Here is a 16,073-nt window from a genome sequence, read left to right on the forward strand (position 1 = left end):
GGGTCCTTGAGGTAAAGTAGTTTTCTTTGGGTCACGGAGCATATTATAGTTCAATGTAACTATATCAGGGCTATCAGTTCCCATGTTCATTCCTGCCATGCTTTTATCATTTGGCATCTGCATACCGGACATTGCATTTTTTTGGTTTTTGTTTTTGGATTTTCCTCACCCGTTACTTCCGGGTACATGACGCTATTCATATCCATAACCTGGTTCTGCATTTTCATGCCTTCCATTTCCACCATGTTACCGTTCATATCCATCATATCATTCATCATCTTCATTCCAGCAAAGTACTTCAACTTTGGCAGCTTCTGAGCAGGGACTTTATCTCCCTTACCCAACCAAAGTGACGCAGAATTAGTACGGTCTTCAGGTGTAACTAAAAACTCATAACTTTTATTTTCTGGAATGGTTACCACCACATCATAAGTTTCAGATACAGCTATAATTAATCTGTCCACTTCTACTGGTTCTACATCGTTTCCATCGGTAGCGACGACGGTGATTTTACCTCCTGCGTAAGTCAACCAGAAATAATCAGATGCCCCACCGTTAGCAATACGAAGTCTTACTTTATCACCTGCTTTAAATTGGGGCTGTTCATTTTGGTTTTTGCCGTTTATCAGAAATCTATCATAGTAGACATCGCTTACATCCATGGCATTCATACGCTTCCATTCATTGGTCAATTTAGTTTTGAAATGACCCGATCTAATCGCCTCTATATAACTTTGGGTCGTCCCTTTTTTAATTGCAAACCAATCGTTGGCGTTTTTCAGGCTTCGGTGTACCTCTTCAGGTTTCATATCCGTCCATTCACTCAATACCACCGGAATAGTTGGGATATCCCATTCTTTCCTTTTGTTCATAATGAATGCGCCATACATACCAATCTGTTCCTGGAGTTCACTATGGCTATGATACCAGTGTGTACCATGCTGAACGATGGGAAATTTATAGATATAGGTAGAATGTGGCTTGATAGGCATTTGGGTTAGGAAAGGAACTCCATCCATCTGATTTGGTAAAAACAAGCCATGCCAGTGCAGAGATGTCTCCTCATTCAGCTTGTTATGTACATAGATCAATGCCGTATCACCCTCAGTAAATGTTAAAGTTGGCATTGGTATCTTTCCATTTACAGCAATTGCTCGTTTTGTTTTCTTTCCGTAGGTTACTGTTGTATCAGCAATGTAAAGATCATAGCGAACAGTACGAGGTGGGACATTACTTGCGATAGTTTTAATTGGCCCTAGATTTACCTTTGCCTTTTTAATGTTTTCTAATGTGGTACTGTTATCCCCCATGTCCATATCACCCATGTCTTCCTCTTTGCCATTCTTTTTGGGAGTATCTTTCATCGGCATTTCCATTTGGTCATGCTTAGGTGTAGTAGTCTTAATTTTTTCTGACACCAGTTTCATCCCACACTTAGGGCAATTACCGGGCTTGGAAGCACGTATTTCGGGGTGCATCGGACAAGTATAAGATACCACTTTTGATGGTTCGTTACTTCCTTGCTTTTGAATTGGCATCTTCATATCACCCATATCTGATGCCTTTGCAGGTTTTTGCTTCTTAGCTGGGGCAGACGCTTTTGGTTTAGCAGCTTTTGTTTTTTGAACCACGAGTTTCATACCACATTTCGGACAGTTTCCAGGCTTATTAGACTGAATTTCCGGGTGCATAGGACAGGTATAAATAGTCTGTACCTGTTTATCAGTTCCATTGTTAGGCATTTTCATTTTCTTGGCATCCTGAGCAGAAGCTATAGAATAAAAGATCAATAAAAAGGCCATTAATATGTTTTTCATTTCCTTGGTGATTAAGGGTTAGTTAAAGATTTTTTTTACTTAAACTATCCTTTGAGTTTTGAACCCAATTGATAATTAGCGATTTCTCCGCTTCGCTCAAAATCGCATTTCTATGGATCAGGGTGTAAGAAGACAAGGGCATACTGCCATCTTTTAAACTGTTCTCTATGGAACGTAATTTACTCTGCTGTCTTCTTGGCGTGTAAGTGCCGAATTCATTAAAATTTAATTCTTCCTTACCAGATAGTATATGATAATTCATCAACCAGTGGAAGGGCTGTACATAAGTATACCAGGGATAATCCGTATTGTTACTATGGCAGTCATAACAGGCTTTCTTCAAGATTCCCTGTACATCACCTGGCATGGCAACCAGTTGGGAAATATCATTTGGCATACCCTGCCCACTTTTGTTGCGAGCAGGGTGTATAAACTGGATAATTATAAGGATTACAAATAACCCAAGAATAATTTTCTTTATGCCGTTCATGGTTGCTATTATTGTAATTCCTCTTTAACAGTACCACATGTTGGCATAGACTGTCCCAAATAAGGATTGCTGATCTCTTTAGACTCACTAATCCAATTTGCGCCTTTGTTCTCATTGTACATTGGACAATGATCAACATATAGCTTCTGCCCTGCCCCAATTCCTTTAACAAGATCATAAATGTCCTGACTTAGGGTTTCAAAATGTTCACGCTGATGCTTAATGTTGCCGACATTTGCGCCAATATGCTCTGCATGTTCCTTGGCATCACCAGCTATCTCATCATATATTTTAACTTTCTCTGCGGTAAGGGAAGATTTATCAAAGCCTGCCAACGCAGTTTCCAACGCCTTACCAGACGATGCCGCATCTTTGTCGTTATCTTTAGCCAGTGCATTCTTTAACTGTAAGTAAGCACTAAGAATGTTGTGGATTGGTGACTCCTGTTTTGTTTTTGAAGTAGTGTCTACAGCGGTTACTGATGTACTGTCAGTACTGGAAGTAGCCTCGTTTTTCTTTGTTTCATTGTTGCAGGCAGCTAAAAAAAGGATGGACGCAGCCATAATCAATATGATATTTTTCATGATGTTTTTTATTAAAATACGAAGTAAAGCCCCAAACAAAAAGCTTGAGGCTAATTATAAAAAGATTACTTAATGGTTTCTACTAATTTGCCACATGTCAGCATGGAACTGCCGTAATACGGATTTTTAATTGCTTTCTCACTGCTTAGCCAGTTTGCCTTTTTCATTGGGCAATATTGCTGGTAAATAGGTTCGGCAGATAACTTCGTAGATTTAGCTAGTGCAATCATTCCGTTAGAAAGACCTGCAAAATGTTCACGTTGACTTTTTAGGTCTTTGCTTTCAGCAATCATACCTGCATGTTCCAACAGAGAAACTTTCATCTCCTTACTGACAGTTTTATCTTCAGTACTATTTAATGCCTTAACCAATTCTGCCGATTTTGAGGCCACAAGATTAGCATTTCCTGCTACAAGTGCGTCCTTGGTTTTATAGTAAAGATTTAGCAGGTCGCCAGCTTGAGTGTGACCAGAGTGGTCTTGCGCATAACTATTATGTACAAGGGATGTTGCTAAAAATGCAACTAAAAGAAATATTCTTTTCATGATGATTTGATTTCAATGATTTATAGAAAATTATAGGCATGGAAGCTCCACTTCCATGCAAAAACTATGAAATCATTTAATCAAATTTGAAAACTTTGAATGCTTATCCGTATATCCCATATGGGAGGATGATAGCTTCTTACAAAATATTTTGTATTGGGTTGATATACAGAGAATGCCAAAGCATCTAACTGACAATAAGTGGGAAGTAAAGTAAAAAAAGTAGCTGGTTGTATGCTGAATGTTATTTTAGAAGGCGATACTTTGTCTTCCTTTAGCAGTTTTGTGACTTCATCCTTACAGCATTCATCTTTATCCTTTTTAGTTTTATGATGATCCGTTAAATCGTGATGAGCTTCCGCTGATCTAGAATGGTCATGATTAGCGTGATCATGATCAGTATGTTGATATGATTCTATAGCATGGTGCTCCTGGTGAGGAGTCGCATTCTGCATAGTGACAGCGCAGGCAAAACCAACCACTGTGTTTAATAAAAACACAACCAGTAAAAACACTGCTTTTAATGGTACGGATAGTTTTCCTTTCATCAATATCAAAATTACGTGATATTTCTCCACTTAGATTTATATTATTTTGTTATAATTTTATATAATTCTGGCAAGCATCATTAATTTGTAGAACAGTTCAATAAAGATATTGTTTAGAATATTATAGTATTACAGAACCTTTGATAAACTCTTTTCGTACCATCCGGTGATGCAAAAACTATTTCAACTTGCAATGAAGCAAACTGAAATAGTTTTGTTAGATTAAAGTGTAAACCTATATAGCCGAGCTATAGCTTGTTGTTGCTGTAAGCCATATTCAAGATAAGCATCACGTGTTTTGTAAAGTGATAAAATTTCATTGTAATACTGGATTACCGAAATCTCACCAAACTGCAAAGCCTTTTCTAATAAAGGTTCAGATTTGAGCTGGTCCAGCAAGCTCTTGTATTCTCCAAGTAAGTAGGTTGCTTCCTCATATTGCTGATAATAAACCTTATTTTCCTGCATGTGTTCCAAACGATGATCGGTCATGCGGTTTTCAGCAACCAATTGTTCCAGTTTTTTTTGCTTAACCGTATTTTTCTTTTCCCATAGTGGTATGCTCAACCCCACATGGATGCCCTGGTATTTCTGACCAAGGATAGATTGGCTGTGATACCCCGCTTCAAAACCCGGCAAGGTCAATGCTTTATATAATGCCGTTTCTTTAGCTACTATCGCCTGCTGTGCCTCATAGATCTTGAGCAATGGGTCACTAGCTTCGATCAAGCTATCCAATATTTCAAAAGACGGAACTGAGGGGATTGAAGGGTATAATTTTGTATTGACCGCTACCACACTTCCTCCTGTATAAGCCACGAATTTTTGTTTCAACTGCTCCCGCTGCTGCTCATTACGTTTTAACTGTGTTTTGGTTTCAAGGAGCAGCAACTTGATTTTATTGAAATCAAGGATATTCCCATCACCCGCACCCATTTTTTTCTGATAAGCAGCGTGTAGTTTCTCAACCGACTTTACACGTTCGTCATAAGTAGAATTAAGCCGATTGAGGTAAACCCATTGCAACCAATCCAGTTTCACATTTAACAGCAATTCCTGTCCTTTTGCTTTGGCGATAAAGTCGGCTTGTTTTACCTTCTCATTTGAAGCTTGTTTACGATAGGTATAACTGCTGGGGAACTCAAAACGTTGGGTAATAGCAAAATCCTGCTGATTACCTGCAGTTGCAGGTGTACCAAAAAGTATTTCATATTCTGCCGTTGGATTTTCAGGATTTAAGCCAGTCCGGAATGCCATTTTGCTTGCTTCGGTTTCAGTCTGATGTACTTTCAGTGTTCTATTCTTCGCTCTTGTAAGATTTAATACAGAGTCCAGGTTTTGCGCTTCTGCATAGTTAAACCCTAAGATCAAAAGCAGTGTATATGTTAAAGTTCTCATCTTATGCTTGATTAAGGTTTGTGGATTTTCTTTTTTTCATCAAGCTATTATAGACGATGGGTACTATAAACAGATTCAATAATGTAGAGCTTAACAGACCACCTAATATGACATTTGCCATCGGACTTTGAATTTCATTACCGGGCTGATCGCTCGCCATTGCCAGTGGAATTAGCGCTAAACCTGCGGTAAGCGCAGTCATCAGGATAGGACTTAAACGGTCTACTGATCCTTTAATCACTATATCCAGATCATAAAAACCATTCTCCTGCTGTAGATGCCTGTAATGAGAAACCAGTAAGATCCCATTTCTAGTAGCGATACCAAACAGCGTGATGAAGCCAATGATCACCGGAATGCTAATGATGCTTCCTGTGAGCCATACACTGATTATACCACCAATGAGCGCCAATGGTAGATTGATCAGAATAATCATAGACAGCGCGGAATCTTTAAACTCATGGTATAGGACAAGAAAAATCGCCAATAAAGCAAATACAGAGGTCAAAACTAAAGTCCTTGAAGCGTCTGCTTCCGCTTCAAACTGCCCGCCATATTCAACCCGGTAGTTTTGCGGTAGCTTTATGGTTTTCATTTTAGCTTGTATCTCTTCAACAGCAGATAATTGATCCCTTCCTGCAACATTCGCTGAAACCACCAATTTACGTTGAGCGTTCTCCCTGTTAATGGTGTTCGGACCTTTTGTTGACACAATTTCTGCGACACTTCCCAAAGCTATTTTAGAACCATCGCCAGCATCAATCAATAGATTTTTCAAGTCCTCTATTCTGCTTCTTGCAGACTCCTCGTACCGCAAAACTAAATCAAAGCGTTTTCCTGCTTCGTAAACATCACCCACTTTTTCACCACCAATGGAAACTTCTACAAAGCGGCTAAAATCTTCCAGGCTGATGCCTTTTGCCGCAAGCAGGTCTCTTTTGGGTTTGATCTGGATTTGGGGAATCTGGATTTGTTGTTCAACGGATATGTCAACCAGTCCGGGAATATTCTCAATTGCCTTTTTGGTTTCATTACCTAACCTGTACAGTTCCGCCAAATCCTGCCCGAATATTTTAATCGCAATATTCGCTCTCGTACCAGACAGCATGTGGTCAATCCGGTGACCGATAGGCTGGCCTGTAGTAATATTTGCACCAGTAATGCCGGCTAATTTCTGCCTTACATCAGCCATAAATTCAGACCGGGATCGTTCTTCCAGAAAGAAGGGTACATCAATTTCAGAAGCGTTAACACCTTGTGCGTGTTCATCCAGTTCAGCACGTCCGGTTCTGCGGGTAGTGCTTTTAACTTCAGGAATACTAAGCATGGCACGTTCAACCTGCTGACCTATCTTGTTGCTTTCTTCCAGTGATATACCGGGCATCGTGACTGCGCTGATTACCAGTGAACCTTCATTAAATTCTGGCAGGAAACTCCGGCCAAAACTACTGAACAGAAATAATGCACCTATGAACAAGCCTACAACTCCGGCAATAAGCCATTTACGGTAAATGATTGCTTTTTGCAAAGCACCAAGATAACCACGGTTCAAATGCCTCACCAGCCAACTTTCCTTTTCCTGCTTTAGCAGCGTTTTATCAGAAGTTAACAAGTAACTGCAAAGTACAGGTGTTAAGGTAATGGCAACAATCAGCGAAGCAAACAAGGCCACCACAAAAGCAATACCCAGTGGTACGAGTAAACGTCCTTCCATTCCTGTTAAAAAGAATAACGGTGTAAAAGCTATGATGATGATGAAAGTAGCATGGATGATAGAAGAACGGATCTCTGTTGAGGCGTTGTAAATCACTGTAAATTTGTTTTCCCGTTGTTCTGCCGGAAGATGTGCATTTTCCTTTAAGCGTTTTAGTACGTTCTCTACGTCAATGATGGCATCATCTACCAAATCACCAATAGCAATAGCCATACCGCCAAGGCTCATGGTATTTATCGTTAAACCCATTAATTTGAGTACCACAATAGCTACCAGTAAGGAAATTGGAATTGCAATGAGGGAAATGGCCGTTGCCCGCCAGTTCATCAGGAAGATGGAAAGAATAATGACCACGAAAATAGAACCTTCAATCAGTGTTTTTTCAATATTACCTATAGAGGCTTCAATAAAGCTGGCCTGACGGAATATTCTCGTATTTACCACCACATCCTTTGGTAAACTGCCCTTTAATTCTTCGATGGTATGATCAATCTTTTCGGTTAGCTCCAGCGTGTTGGTATTGGGCTGTTTCATCACCGTCATGATAACTGAAGGCCTGGCATTTAACGAACCGTCACCCAATTTAACCGCAGAACCGATAGTAACCGTTGCCACATCTGAAATTTTAACTGCTTTACCGTTTATCGTTTTAATTAGCGTATTGCCAATGTCTTCAGGCTTATTGCTACGCAAAATCCCTTTAACCAGGTATTCATTGCCATATTGGTTGATCAGTCCCCCTGACACATTCTGCCCGATCACATTTGTAGCCTTAAAAAGCTCGTTCATCGTGATTCCATAGGCTTTCAGCAGTGCTGGTTTAGCCAAAATCTGGTATTGTTTATAATCACCACCAATCACTACAACCTGCGAGACACCTCCGGTAGCCAGCAGAACTGGACGGATATTCCAGTCAGCAATGCTTCTTAATTCCATGAGGTTAGTTTGTTTGGCTGTAATGCTAATGAGCATGATCTCGCCCATGATGGAAGTATTGGGCGCAAGTACAGGAAGGCTAACGCCCTGTGGGAATTTTCCCGATAAGGTAGCCAGTTTCTCGGCTACGATCTGCCTTGCACGATAAATATCAGTACCCCAGTCAAATTCTACCCAGACAATAGAAATGCCTGCTGAGGCAGAAGATCTAACCCTGCGCACATCTGTTGAGCCATTGACCGTGGATTCAATTGGAAAGCTGACCAGCTGTTCCACTTCTTCTGGTGCCAGTCCATGTGCTTCTGTAATGATCGCTACGGTGGGTGCGGTAAGGTCTGGAAATACATCTACTTCCATTTTTACTGCGGTATAGCTACCCCCGATCAGGAGCATCACCGATGCAAGGAGAACCACAAGGCGGTTACCCAATGCAAATTTTATAATATGATTTAGCATGATCTTCGGGTTAATGTTCGTGACCATGTGCCGGAGCAGAACCCTGACCCGCAGCAAGTTTTAAATAATAGGCACCTTTGGTAACCAGGATATCACCATCCTGCACCCCTTGGGTGACTTGTACCATTTTGCCATTGCTTTGTCCAAGTTGTATGCCCCGTCTTTCAAAATGCTCACCATCCTTTTGTACATAGACAAAGTAATTGCCCTGATCCTCCATAATAGCGGCTTCAGGTATCTGTAATACACTACTGCCTGAACTGGTTAAAAGGTAGGCTTCAACCGGGACACCCGGTAGAAATTCAGGGCGGTTGTCCAAAGAAAAGATAACCAGGATCAGTCCCGATGCGGATACCGAACGCCCATAAGAAAGGAGTTTTCCGTTCAGATTTTCCAATTCATAAAGCTTGTCGTTGATCCTGAAATTGGCAGACTTCACCTGGCTTAATTGTCCTGCATAAGCAGCGGGAACATCGGCGGTAAGCTGAATCTTTTTACTGGCCGATACTATGGCCAACTGTTGACCTGCCTGCACATAATCTCCCTCTTTAACCAGCAGATCAGTTAAAAAACCTGATGTCTGAGATTTAAGGGAAACCCCGTTTCCTGAAAAATTACGGGACAGCTTTTGATAATTCAACTGTTGCTGCTGGTAATTGTTGAACGCATTCTGGTAATCCTTTTCAGAAATGATCTGATCAGGGCGCAAGGTCTTTGCACGCTCGTAATCGGCTTTCGCTTTAGCAAGGTTCAGCTTTGCTTCCTGCACTTCGGTATTCAGGTTATCACCTGTTAAACTTGCCCCGGAGATAGAGAACAAAGTTTGTCCTGAACTCACCTTACTTCCGGTAGTTAGCGGGGCACGAAATTTTAGTACTCCCGCAGCCGTAGCCACGATACTTTCCTGATCACCTACTGCGGCTGTTATCGTCGCAGGCGCTTTAATTACACCAGCGAAACTACCTGTTCCAATTTTGGTTACCCCAAAATCCAGTTTCCAGCTCTGTTCTTTTAAAAAAGTGATCTCATTTGCCGAAGCAGCCGGAGATTGATGTTGTTTTTTAAATTCATCATAACTGGCAAAGACCGTAGCGGAAACTTTAAACTGATGTTTATTTCCGTTGAGATTGATGTCAAATATTAGCTCTCCTTTACCTTGTATTTTGGGGTTAAGGACAATTTTATAAATACCTGGTACAGTAGCGGAATCCAATACTTTCCTGATCCCGGTACTCCCTATGACAAGGCTGGTGGTCACCTTCGCACGTTTAATAGGCTTATAATCTTCAAGAGTGGTTAGGTGAATGGCAAATTTGGAAGCGGAATCCTTAATGAATGGATCGTACTCTGCAAAAATCTCAACCTGACCGTTCAGATCAGTTAAACTAAGCTTAATATTTTCTGCTTCATGAGCGGCATGTTCAGCCTTTTGCTGACAGGCTGTAAACAGTACCGTAGTTATTAATAATAAATATATTCTTTTCATTTTATGGCCTTTTTTGATTTAACAGTTACAGACTATTTGCCTGTAACTGTTAGGGTGTTAATGGGTGTGCGGTTTACTTTCGTCATGCACATGGGTAGTATCAGTTTTTCCCGAGTCTACCTTGAATTCTTCCTGCTTAGTGGTATCTACAGCAGTACTGTCATGTGCCTCATGCACTGATCCATCTTCGTGTTGGTGTGTGCCATCAGCTTTTTTCTCGTTGTTGCATGATACGGCTAATAATCCAATGGCAACAGCCATTGCAAGCATGGTTTTCTTCATGATTGTAAATTGTGATTAAATAAAAAAATAGATATAATTAGGCCATTGCAGGCGGGCCGCGCCTGCTTTTGAAAAGAATGACGTGTTTTGTTGGCTGTTCCTCTGGCGGGGAATAAACCGGGAGTATAAGGTTATACTCCAATAATGAAAAATCTTGTATGCCACTAAATCCTGGAAGGATAATAGATATAGTTTTGCAGAAATCAGCCTTTAATTGATTACCCGATTGTACAGGATTATCCGTTTTACTGTGGTTGATAAAGGAAAGGATTTCATCCAGCCAATCGTTTTGTTTATCCTGCTTAGAAGAACCGGAAGTATTGTGGTGATGGTGATGTTTGCTTCCAGGCTCATGTGAATGCGTTGCAACAACGTCTTCTTCATGATGATGGTGCGGAAACAACTGATGCGCCAGGTGCAAAGAAAATGCACCAATCAGTAAGAACAACAGCAATTGTTTTTTCAACATCATGCTGCAATATTACTAATTAATAACATAATAAAAATGTTTGTTCATTTAATTATAACAAGCACTATACCTCCTTAACAACCTAGCACTCCCTCATGAAGTTGATTATTCGACGCCAATAAAGTTTAAGATAACCAACCTAAGGACTACAGTAATTGCAAATAAAGTATTTTATTTATGTTTATTCGTAAACATTGATATAAAAAACTCCAAGACCCTGTATACAGGGTTCTTGGAGTTTACAGATATTATCTTGCAAGTTTCATAATTGAGAACGCTCCTCTAACAACAATAGCAAAAACCAATGTTCCCACAATTAGATTAGGCAATCTTGATGAAGTTAAATAAACAAGTAGACCCGCAATCATAACCCCAATATTAATTATGACATCATTTGAGGTAAATATCTGGCTTGCTTTAATATGGAGCAGCAGCATTGGGGCCACCAGGACCTAGCTACGGTGGACCTGTATGGTAGCCTGATCACATTTTATCGGAAAAGTTAGCTATGCTTCCAGAAAGTCATCAGTAACCAGTATCGGGCAATTTTCTTCAGGGCTTGCGGGATTACAACAATCCACACATTTTTTAACACCATTGATCAGTTGATTGCGCATGGCAAGCATGTCCATAATCTTAGCATCCAATAGTTGCACCTTTTTATCAATAATGTCACTCACATTATTACAGGTAGCTTCTTTTACTTCGATCATCTCCAGTACCTCTGCGGATTCATTCAGGGTAAAGCCAAAATTCTTTAAACGCTTAATGGTTTGAAGTCTTTCCAGCACTTCATCAGAATACTCTTTATAGTTGTTGTCCCGGCGCTGTTTTCTACCCACAGCAATCAATCCCTGCCTCTCATAAAAGCGGATAGTGTCCCTGGAAAGACCTGTTTTTGCCAACAATTCTCCTATTAACATAAAATGATTCAGTTTTTTCTTGACAGTGGACTGTACTCCACTGTTTATATTTGCTAAGGTAAAATTTATTTATATGATATGACAATAGTAAAATCAATATTGATCTTCCTGCTCGCAGGAATTTGCGAAATCGGCGGCGGCTACCTCGTATGGCTCTGGCTGAAAGAAGATAAACCTTTTTGGTATGGGATTTTAGGCGCTGTGATCCTTACCTTCTATGGTGCGGTGGCCACCTGGCAAACCAATAGCTTTGGGCGCGTTTATGCCGCCTATGGCGGAATCTTCATTGCACTCTCCCTGCTATGGGCCTGGAAGTTTGATGGCTTCAAGCCTGACCGTTATGACATCATCGGGGCGCTAATCGCGCTAATAGGTGTCTGCATCATATTTTACGCACCCCGTTCAATCCAACAATAACATGAAATACATCTTTATCATTCCATTACTGGCCCTTTCGCTGACCGGATGTTGCCAGAGTAAGCAAACAAAGCATAACGACATGAAAAAGAAAACAGCAGCAGCCAATTGCACAGAAAGCTGTACTGACAGTTGCGGTGCGGGAGCTGAAAGAGCCCTTAGCTGCAAACTGACCAGCCCTGAAATGCAGCTACGTAAAACCACCGTGATAGCCAGCCTTAAAAAGCAGGTGATCGAAAAAAAGGAGCTTACAAATGGTTATTCGTATAAATTCAAAGGCACTGACAGCGTAATAAATGAACTGGCAGACTTTGTAAAAACGGAACGCCTTTGCTGTGATTTCTTTGACTTTGAGCTCAAGATCGCTGGTGACGCATCATCCGCCTGGCTAACGGTCACCGGGCCAAAAGGAGTGAAGAACTTTATAGTGACTGAACTGGAGTTCTAACCAGTTCAGTCGTATTATTTGGCCTGCCGTAACATATCTGCAAATTCAATTGGCAAGGGGCTATCTTCAATAGCTTTCGCTGCTTTTTCTATGTTATAGTCAAAACGAATGAATTCTACTGCAACAATATCTTCGCTACCCTGGGACACACTCGGTTCTATCGTCAATAAAACATAACAACCCTTCGGATTCCCGTCCTTAGGCTTGCCCACTGAACCTGTATTGATGATGTGCTTCTTGTTACCCTTTCCATCAATGATCACTCGGTGGTAAGGTTTATGGGAATGGCCGACACATAGTACATCTGCGTTTGCTTCCTCCATTAATTCTAACACATAGGCTTCATTAGTATCGATGAGTACATATTCGTCAATACTCCTGGTGCTGCCGTGAGCAAGCATAATGTTCAGACGTTGCCCATCAATTTTATATTCAAGTTTGATGTGCGCTGGTAAGGTGGACAGGTATTTACGGCCTGGTTCGTCAATTAAATGGTACGCGTATTTCTTGCCAGGTTCTTTCAGACTTGTGGCTGTGGTAATCAAACCATTTACCTTTACATCATGGTTTCCGGCAATACAGGGAACCTTGCGCCGTTGCATTTCAGAAATGATCTCGTTCGGCCAGACATTATAACCAACAAGATCACCTAAGCAATATACGGCATCGATCGGGCGGCTGTCCAGATCTGCCAGCATTTCTTCAAACGCCTGAAGATTTGCATGTATGTCAGAGAATAAAGCAATCTTCATAGGTTAAGCATTTCGTAACATATCAGCATATTCATTAGGAAGCGGACTGTCTTCAACGGCTTTGGCCGCTTTCTCGATGTCATATTCAAACCGGATAAACTCTACTGTGATACTGTCTTTAACAGTCACCGTGCTGTCCGGATTTATGGTTAGGATCACATAACCACCTCTGGGGTCCTTATCCTTTGGTTTTCCTACGGAGCCAATATTGATGGCATGCCTGAAATGATCGTTCCCCTCTGTTCCGGAGTTCAAAATGCAGTGATAAGGCTGGTGAGTATGGCCAAAGCACATGATGTCGGCATCGGCTTGTTCCATGATCCTGATCATACTTTTCTCATCCCGGTCTTCAAACAAGTATTCATTTACTTTGCGGGGGCTTCCATGCACAAACAGAATATTGCGCTTGTCATGGTTTAACTGATATTCTAGGCGGATGTGTGCTGGCAGTGTTCTCAGGTAAGCACGCTGTTCGTCCCTAACTATCTGATTGGTGTAGGAAATGGACACCTTTCCCATTGCTTTTTCATCGTCAGTCTTATAAGCACACCCGCAATCATCACTGCTTCTGCCAATGCCCCAATCGTAATTACCCGCAATGGTTGGTATTCCGCGTCTGCGGATTTCATCGATGACCTCATTGGGCCAAATGTTATAGCCCACCAGGTCACCCAGGCAGCAGATGGCATCTGTGTTGCGTGTTTCCACGTCTTTAAAAAAGGCTTCCAGTGCCGGGAGGTTGGCGTGGATATCGGAAAAAAGGGCAATTTTCATCTTATATTTTACTTAGTGGAACAGGATAATATTTATTTCTCAGCCAGAAGGCAAGATTTACCAATGCAATCAAGGCCGGAACTTCTACCAGTGGGCCAATAACTCCAACAAACGCCTGGCCTGAATTGATGCCAAAAACGCCGATAGCAACGGCTATAGCCAATTCAAAATTGTTACCGGCAGCTGTAAAAGCAATGGAAGCACTTTGCGAATAATCAGCCCCCATCTTCTTACCTGCAAAAAAGCTGACCAGGAACATAATAGCAAAATAGATCACCAACGGAATTGCAATCCGTACCACATCCATCGGGATCTGCACAATCAGTTCACCTTTCAAACTAAACATCACTACGATGGTAAAGAGCAATGCTATCAGGGTGATCGGCGATATAAAGGAAATGTATTTGTTTTGGAACCATTCTTCACCCTTTAGGCGGATCAGCACATAACGGCTGATTATACCGGCTGCAAATGGTAACCCTAAATAAATACCGACACTTTTAGCAATTTCAGCAATAGTGATGTTTACTTCCAGCCCTTTAATTCCAAAAAGAGGGGGCAGCACAGTAATGAACAGGTAGGCATACACGCTGTAAAGTAAGACCTGAAAAATGCTGTTGAGGGCGATCAGCCCAGCGGCATACTCCCGGTTACCATCGGCAAGTTCGTTCCATACCACAACCATTGCAATACAGCGGGCCAGTCCGATCAGGATCAGCCCGATCATGTATTCAGGATAGCCGTGTAAAAAGGTTATGGCAAGTACAAACATCAATATCGGGCCAATGACCCAGTTCAGGAAAAGGGATGTCCCCAGAACTTTTATATTCTTGAATACCTCGCCCATCTTTTCATACTTCACTTTTGCAAGGGGCGGATACATCATCAGGATCAGCCCGATTGCCAGCGGAACGTTTGTCGTTCCGCTGGAAAAGGAGTTGATAAAACCTGATGATGATGGAATAAAAAAACCGATGGATACTCCAATAGCCATAGCAAGGAAAATCCATAAGGTGAGGTAACGGTCTAAAAAGCTTAATTTTTTTCTTTCACTTGCGGGTGCGCAATTATTTGCTGACATATCTAATGACGGTTATGAGGTGATAACCTCGCTTTTTAAGATTTCCTGTATAAAATCAAAGCAATAAGATTTGATCATTTCACTGACCATTCTAAATTTCTCCATAATTTCTTCTTCAGTGCCGGTTGCTTTTGCCGGATCAGGAAAGTTATAATGGAATTTTTTAGCTTTAGTTGGAAAGTATGGACAGCTTTCTTTAGCGTTGTCGCAAACGGTAATTACAAAATCGAAATCAATATTCATGTACTCGTTGATGTTGTTCGATGTATGGGCTGAGATGTCAATCCCATTTTCACGCATTACCTTAATAGCTCGTGGATTAACTCCATGTGTTTCAATTCCTGCGCTGTAAATTTGCGCACTACCATCTGCGAAGTGTCTCAAATACCCTTCTGCAATTTGACTTCGGCAACTATTGCCAGTGCATAGCACCAATACTTTTTTCATTTATAGCTTGTAATTTAATCTTGCCCTGTTATTTTACTTCTGCGTTCTAACAATACCGTATCTCTCCAAACTCCATCCATTTTCCCTATTTTTTCTCTGTAGCCAACTTGCCGGAATCCCAATTTTTCATGTAAGGCTATACTTGACAGATTTTCTGGAAAAATTCCTGCTTGAAGTGTCCAAATATTTTCTTTTTCTGTTTCAATTATTAGCTTTTGGAGTAGTGATTTGCCTACGCCCTGACCCCAAAAATTCTCATGGATATATACGCTGACTTCTGTTACCCCGGCATAAACGCACCTGCCGGAAACTGGGGTTAACGCTGCCCACCCTGCGACGATGTTCTTGATCAGTGCCACATATCTAAAACCGGGAAGATGGGATTTATCCCATTCTTCCCATAATGGTGCATCTGTTTGAAAAGTAGCTTGTTTAGTCGCTATTCCTTGCAGATAGATTAACTTAACATCTTCCCAGTGAGCTGGCATCATTTCAATGATCTCCAT

At 41.2% G+C, this 16,073-nt stretch carries 18 protein-coding genes; 2 read left to right on the plus strand and 16 right to left on the minus strand.

The window, feature by feature from the left end:
* Positions 1–86 precede the first annotated feature (86 nt).
* The 11 genes from R2Q66_RS05710 to R2Q66_RS05760 form a co-directional block, all read right to left on the minus strand.
* Positions 87–1,817 carry a multicopper oxidase domain-containing protein gene (locus tag R2Q66_RS05710; protein WP_316747044.1) on the minus strand — a complete coding sequence of 577 codons (1,731 nt, stop codon included), beginning with the start codon at positions 1,815–1,817 and terminating at the stop codon, positions 87–89.
* Between the two features lie 22 nt (positions 1,818–1,839).
* Positions 1,840–2,307, minus strand: coding sequence for a heme-binding domain-containing protein (locus R2Q66_RS05715; protein WP_316747045.1), 468 nt, complete (start codon positions 2,305–2,307; stop codon positions 1,840–1,842).
* 8 nt (positions 2,308–2,315) lie between these two features.
* A complete protein-coding gene (locus tag R2Q66_RS05720; RefSeq protein ID WP_316747046.1) occupies positions 2,316–2,891 on the minus strand; it encodes a DUF3347 domain-containing protein in 576 nt (191 codons plus the stop codon).
* Between the two features lie 65 nt (positions 2,892–2,956).
* A complete protein-coding gene (locus R2Q66_RS05725) occupies positions 2,957–3,436 on the minus strand; it encodes a DUF3347 domain-containing protein (protein WP_316747047.1) in 480 nt (159 codons plus the stop codon).
* A gap of 80 nt (positions 3,437–3,516) precedes the next feature.
* A complete protein-coding gene (locus R2Q66_RS05730; protein WP_316747048.1) occupies positions 3,517–3,984 on the minus strand; it encodes an HYC_CC_PP family protein in 468 nt (155 codons plus the stop codon).
* 222 nt (positions 3,985–4,206) lie between these two features.
* Complete coding sequence (locus tag R2Q66_RS05735) at positions 4,207–5,382, minus strand: TolC family protein (RefSeq protein ID WP_316747049.1); 1,176 nt, start codon at positions 5,380–5,382, stop codon at positions 4,207–4,209.
* A 1-nt stretch (position 5,383) separates the two neighbouring features.
* A complete protein-coding gene (locus R2Q66_RS05740) occupies positions 5,384–8,488 on the minus strand; it encodes an efflux RND transporter permease subunit (RefSeq protein WP_316747050.1) in 3,105 nt (1,034 codons plus the stop codon).
* 10 nt (positions 8,489–8,498) lie between these two features.
* Positions 8,499–9,974 carry an efflux RND transporter periplasmic adaptor subunit gene (locus tag R2Q66_RS05745; protein ID WP_316747051.1) on the minus strand — a complete coding sequence of 492 codons (1,476 nt, stop codon included), beginning with the start codon at positions 9,972–9,974 and terminating at the stop codon, positions 8,499–8,501.
* A gap of 57 nt (positions 9,975–10,031) precedes the next feature.
* Complete coding sequence (locus tag R2Q66_RS05750) at positions 10,032–10,235, minus strand: hypothetical protein (RefSeq protein WP_316747052.1); 204 nt, start codon at positions 10,233–10,235, stop codon at positions 10,032–10,034.
* Positions 10,236–10,293: 58 nt separating this feature from the next.
* Positions 10,294–10,728, minus strand: coding sequence for a hypothetical protein (locus R2Q66_RS05755; RefSeq protein ID WP_316747053.1), 435 nt, complete (start codon positions 10,726–10,728; stop codon positions 10,294–10,296).
* Between the two features lie 503 nt (positions 10,729–11,231).
* Positions 11,232–11,648, minus strand: coding sequence for a MerR family transcriptional regulator (locus R2Q66_RS05760; protein WP_316747054.1), 417 nt, complete (start codon positions 11,646–11,648; stop codon positions 11,232–11,234).
* Between the two features lie 78 nt (positions 11,649–11,726).
* Here R2Q66_RS05760 and R2Q66_RS05765 point away from each other — a divergent pair, with 78 nt between their 5' ends.
* Both R2Q66_RS05765 and R2Q66_RS05770 read left to right on the plus strand, forming a co-directional pair.
* Positions 11,727–12,065: a YnfA family protein gene (locus R2Q66_RS05765; RefSeq protein WP_316747056.1), complete on the plus strand. Its 339-nt coding sequence runs from the start codon at positions 11,727–11,729 to the stop codon at positions 12,063–12,065.
* Between the two features lies 1 nt (position 12,066).
* Complete coding sequence (locus R2Q66_RS05770) at positions 12,067–12,513, plus strand: hypothetical protein (protein WP_316747057.1); 447 nt, start codon at positions 12,067–12,069, stop codon at positions 12,511–12,513.
* Between the two features lie 14 nt (positions 12,514–12,527).
* Here the strand turns inward: R2Q66_RS05770 and R2Q66_RS05775 are convergent, their stop codons facing one another.
* From R2Q66_RS05775 to R2Q66_RS05795, 5 genes are read right to left on the minus strand one after another with little or no spacing between them, the layout of a single operon-like run.
* Entirely contained in the window at positions 12,528–13,265 is a 738-nt protein-coding gene (locus tag R2Q66_RS05775; protein WP_316747058.1) for a metallophosphoesterase family protein, read from the minus strand.
* A 3-nt stretch (positions 13,266–13,268) separates the two neighbouring features.
* A complete protein-coding gene (locus R2Q66_RS05780) occupies positions 13,269–14,039 on the minus strand; it encodes a metallophosphoesterase family protein (RefSeq protein WP_316747059.1) in 771 nt (256 codons plus the stop codon).
* 1 nt (position 14,040) lies between these two features.
* Complete coding sequence (arsB, locus tag R2Q66_RS05785) at positions 14,041–15,120, minus strand: ACR3 family arsenite efflux transporter (RefSeq protein ID WP_316747060.1); 1,080 nt, start codon at positions 15,118–15,120, stop codon at positions 14,041–14,043.
* 12 nt (positions 15,121–15,132) lie between these two features.
* Complete coding sequence (locus R2Q66_RS05790) at positions 15,133–15,567, minus strand: arsenate reductase ArsC (RefSeq protein WP_316747061.1); 435 nt, start codon at positions 15,565–15,567, stop codon at positions 15,133–15,135.
* Between the two features lie 14 nt (positions 15,568–15,581).
* Positions 15,582–16,073 carry an N-acetyltransferase family protein gene (locus R2Q66_RS05795; RefSeq protein ID WP_316747062.1) on the minus strand — a complete coding sequence of 164 codons (492 nt, stop codon included), beginning with the start codon at positions 16,071–16,073 and terminating at the stop codon, positions 15,582–15,584.

The organism is Pedobacter gandavensis (assembly GCF_032677645.1).
GTDB lineage: Bacteria > Bacteroidota > Bacteroidia > Sphingobacteriales > Sphingobacteriaceae > Pedobacter > Pedobacter gandavensis_A.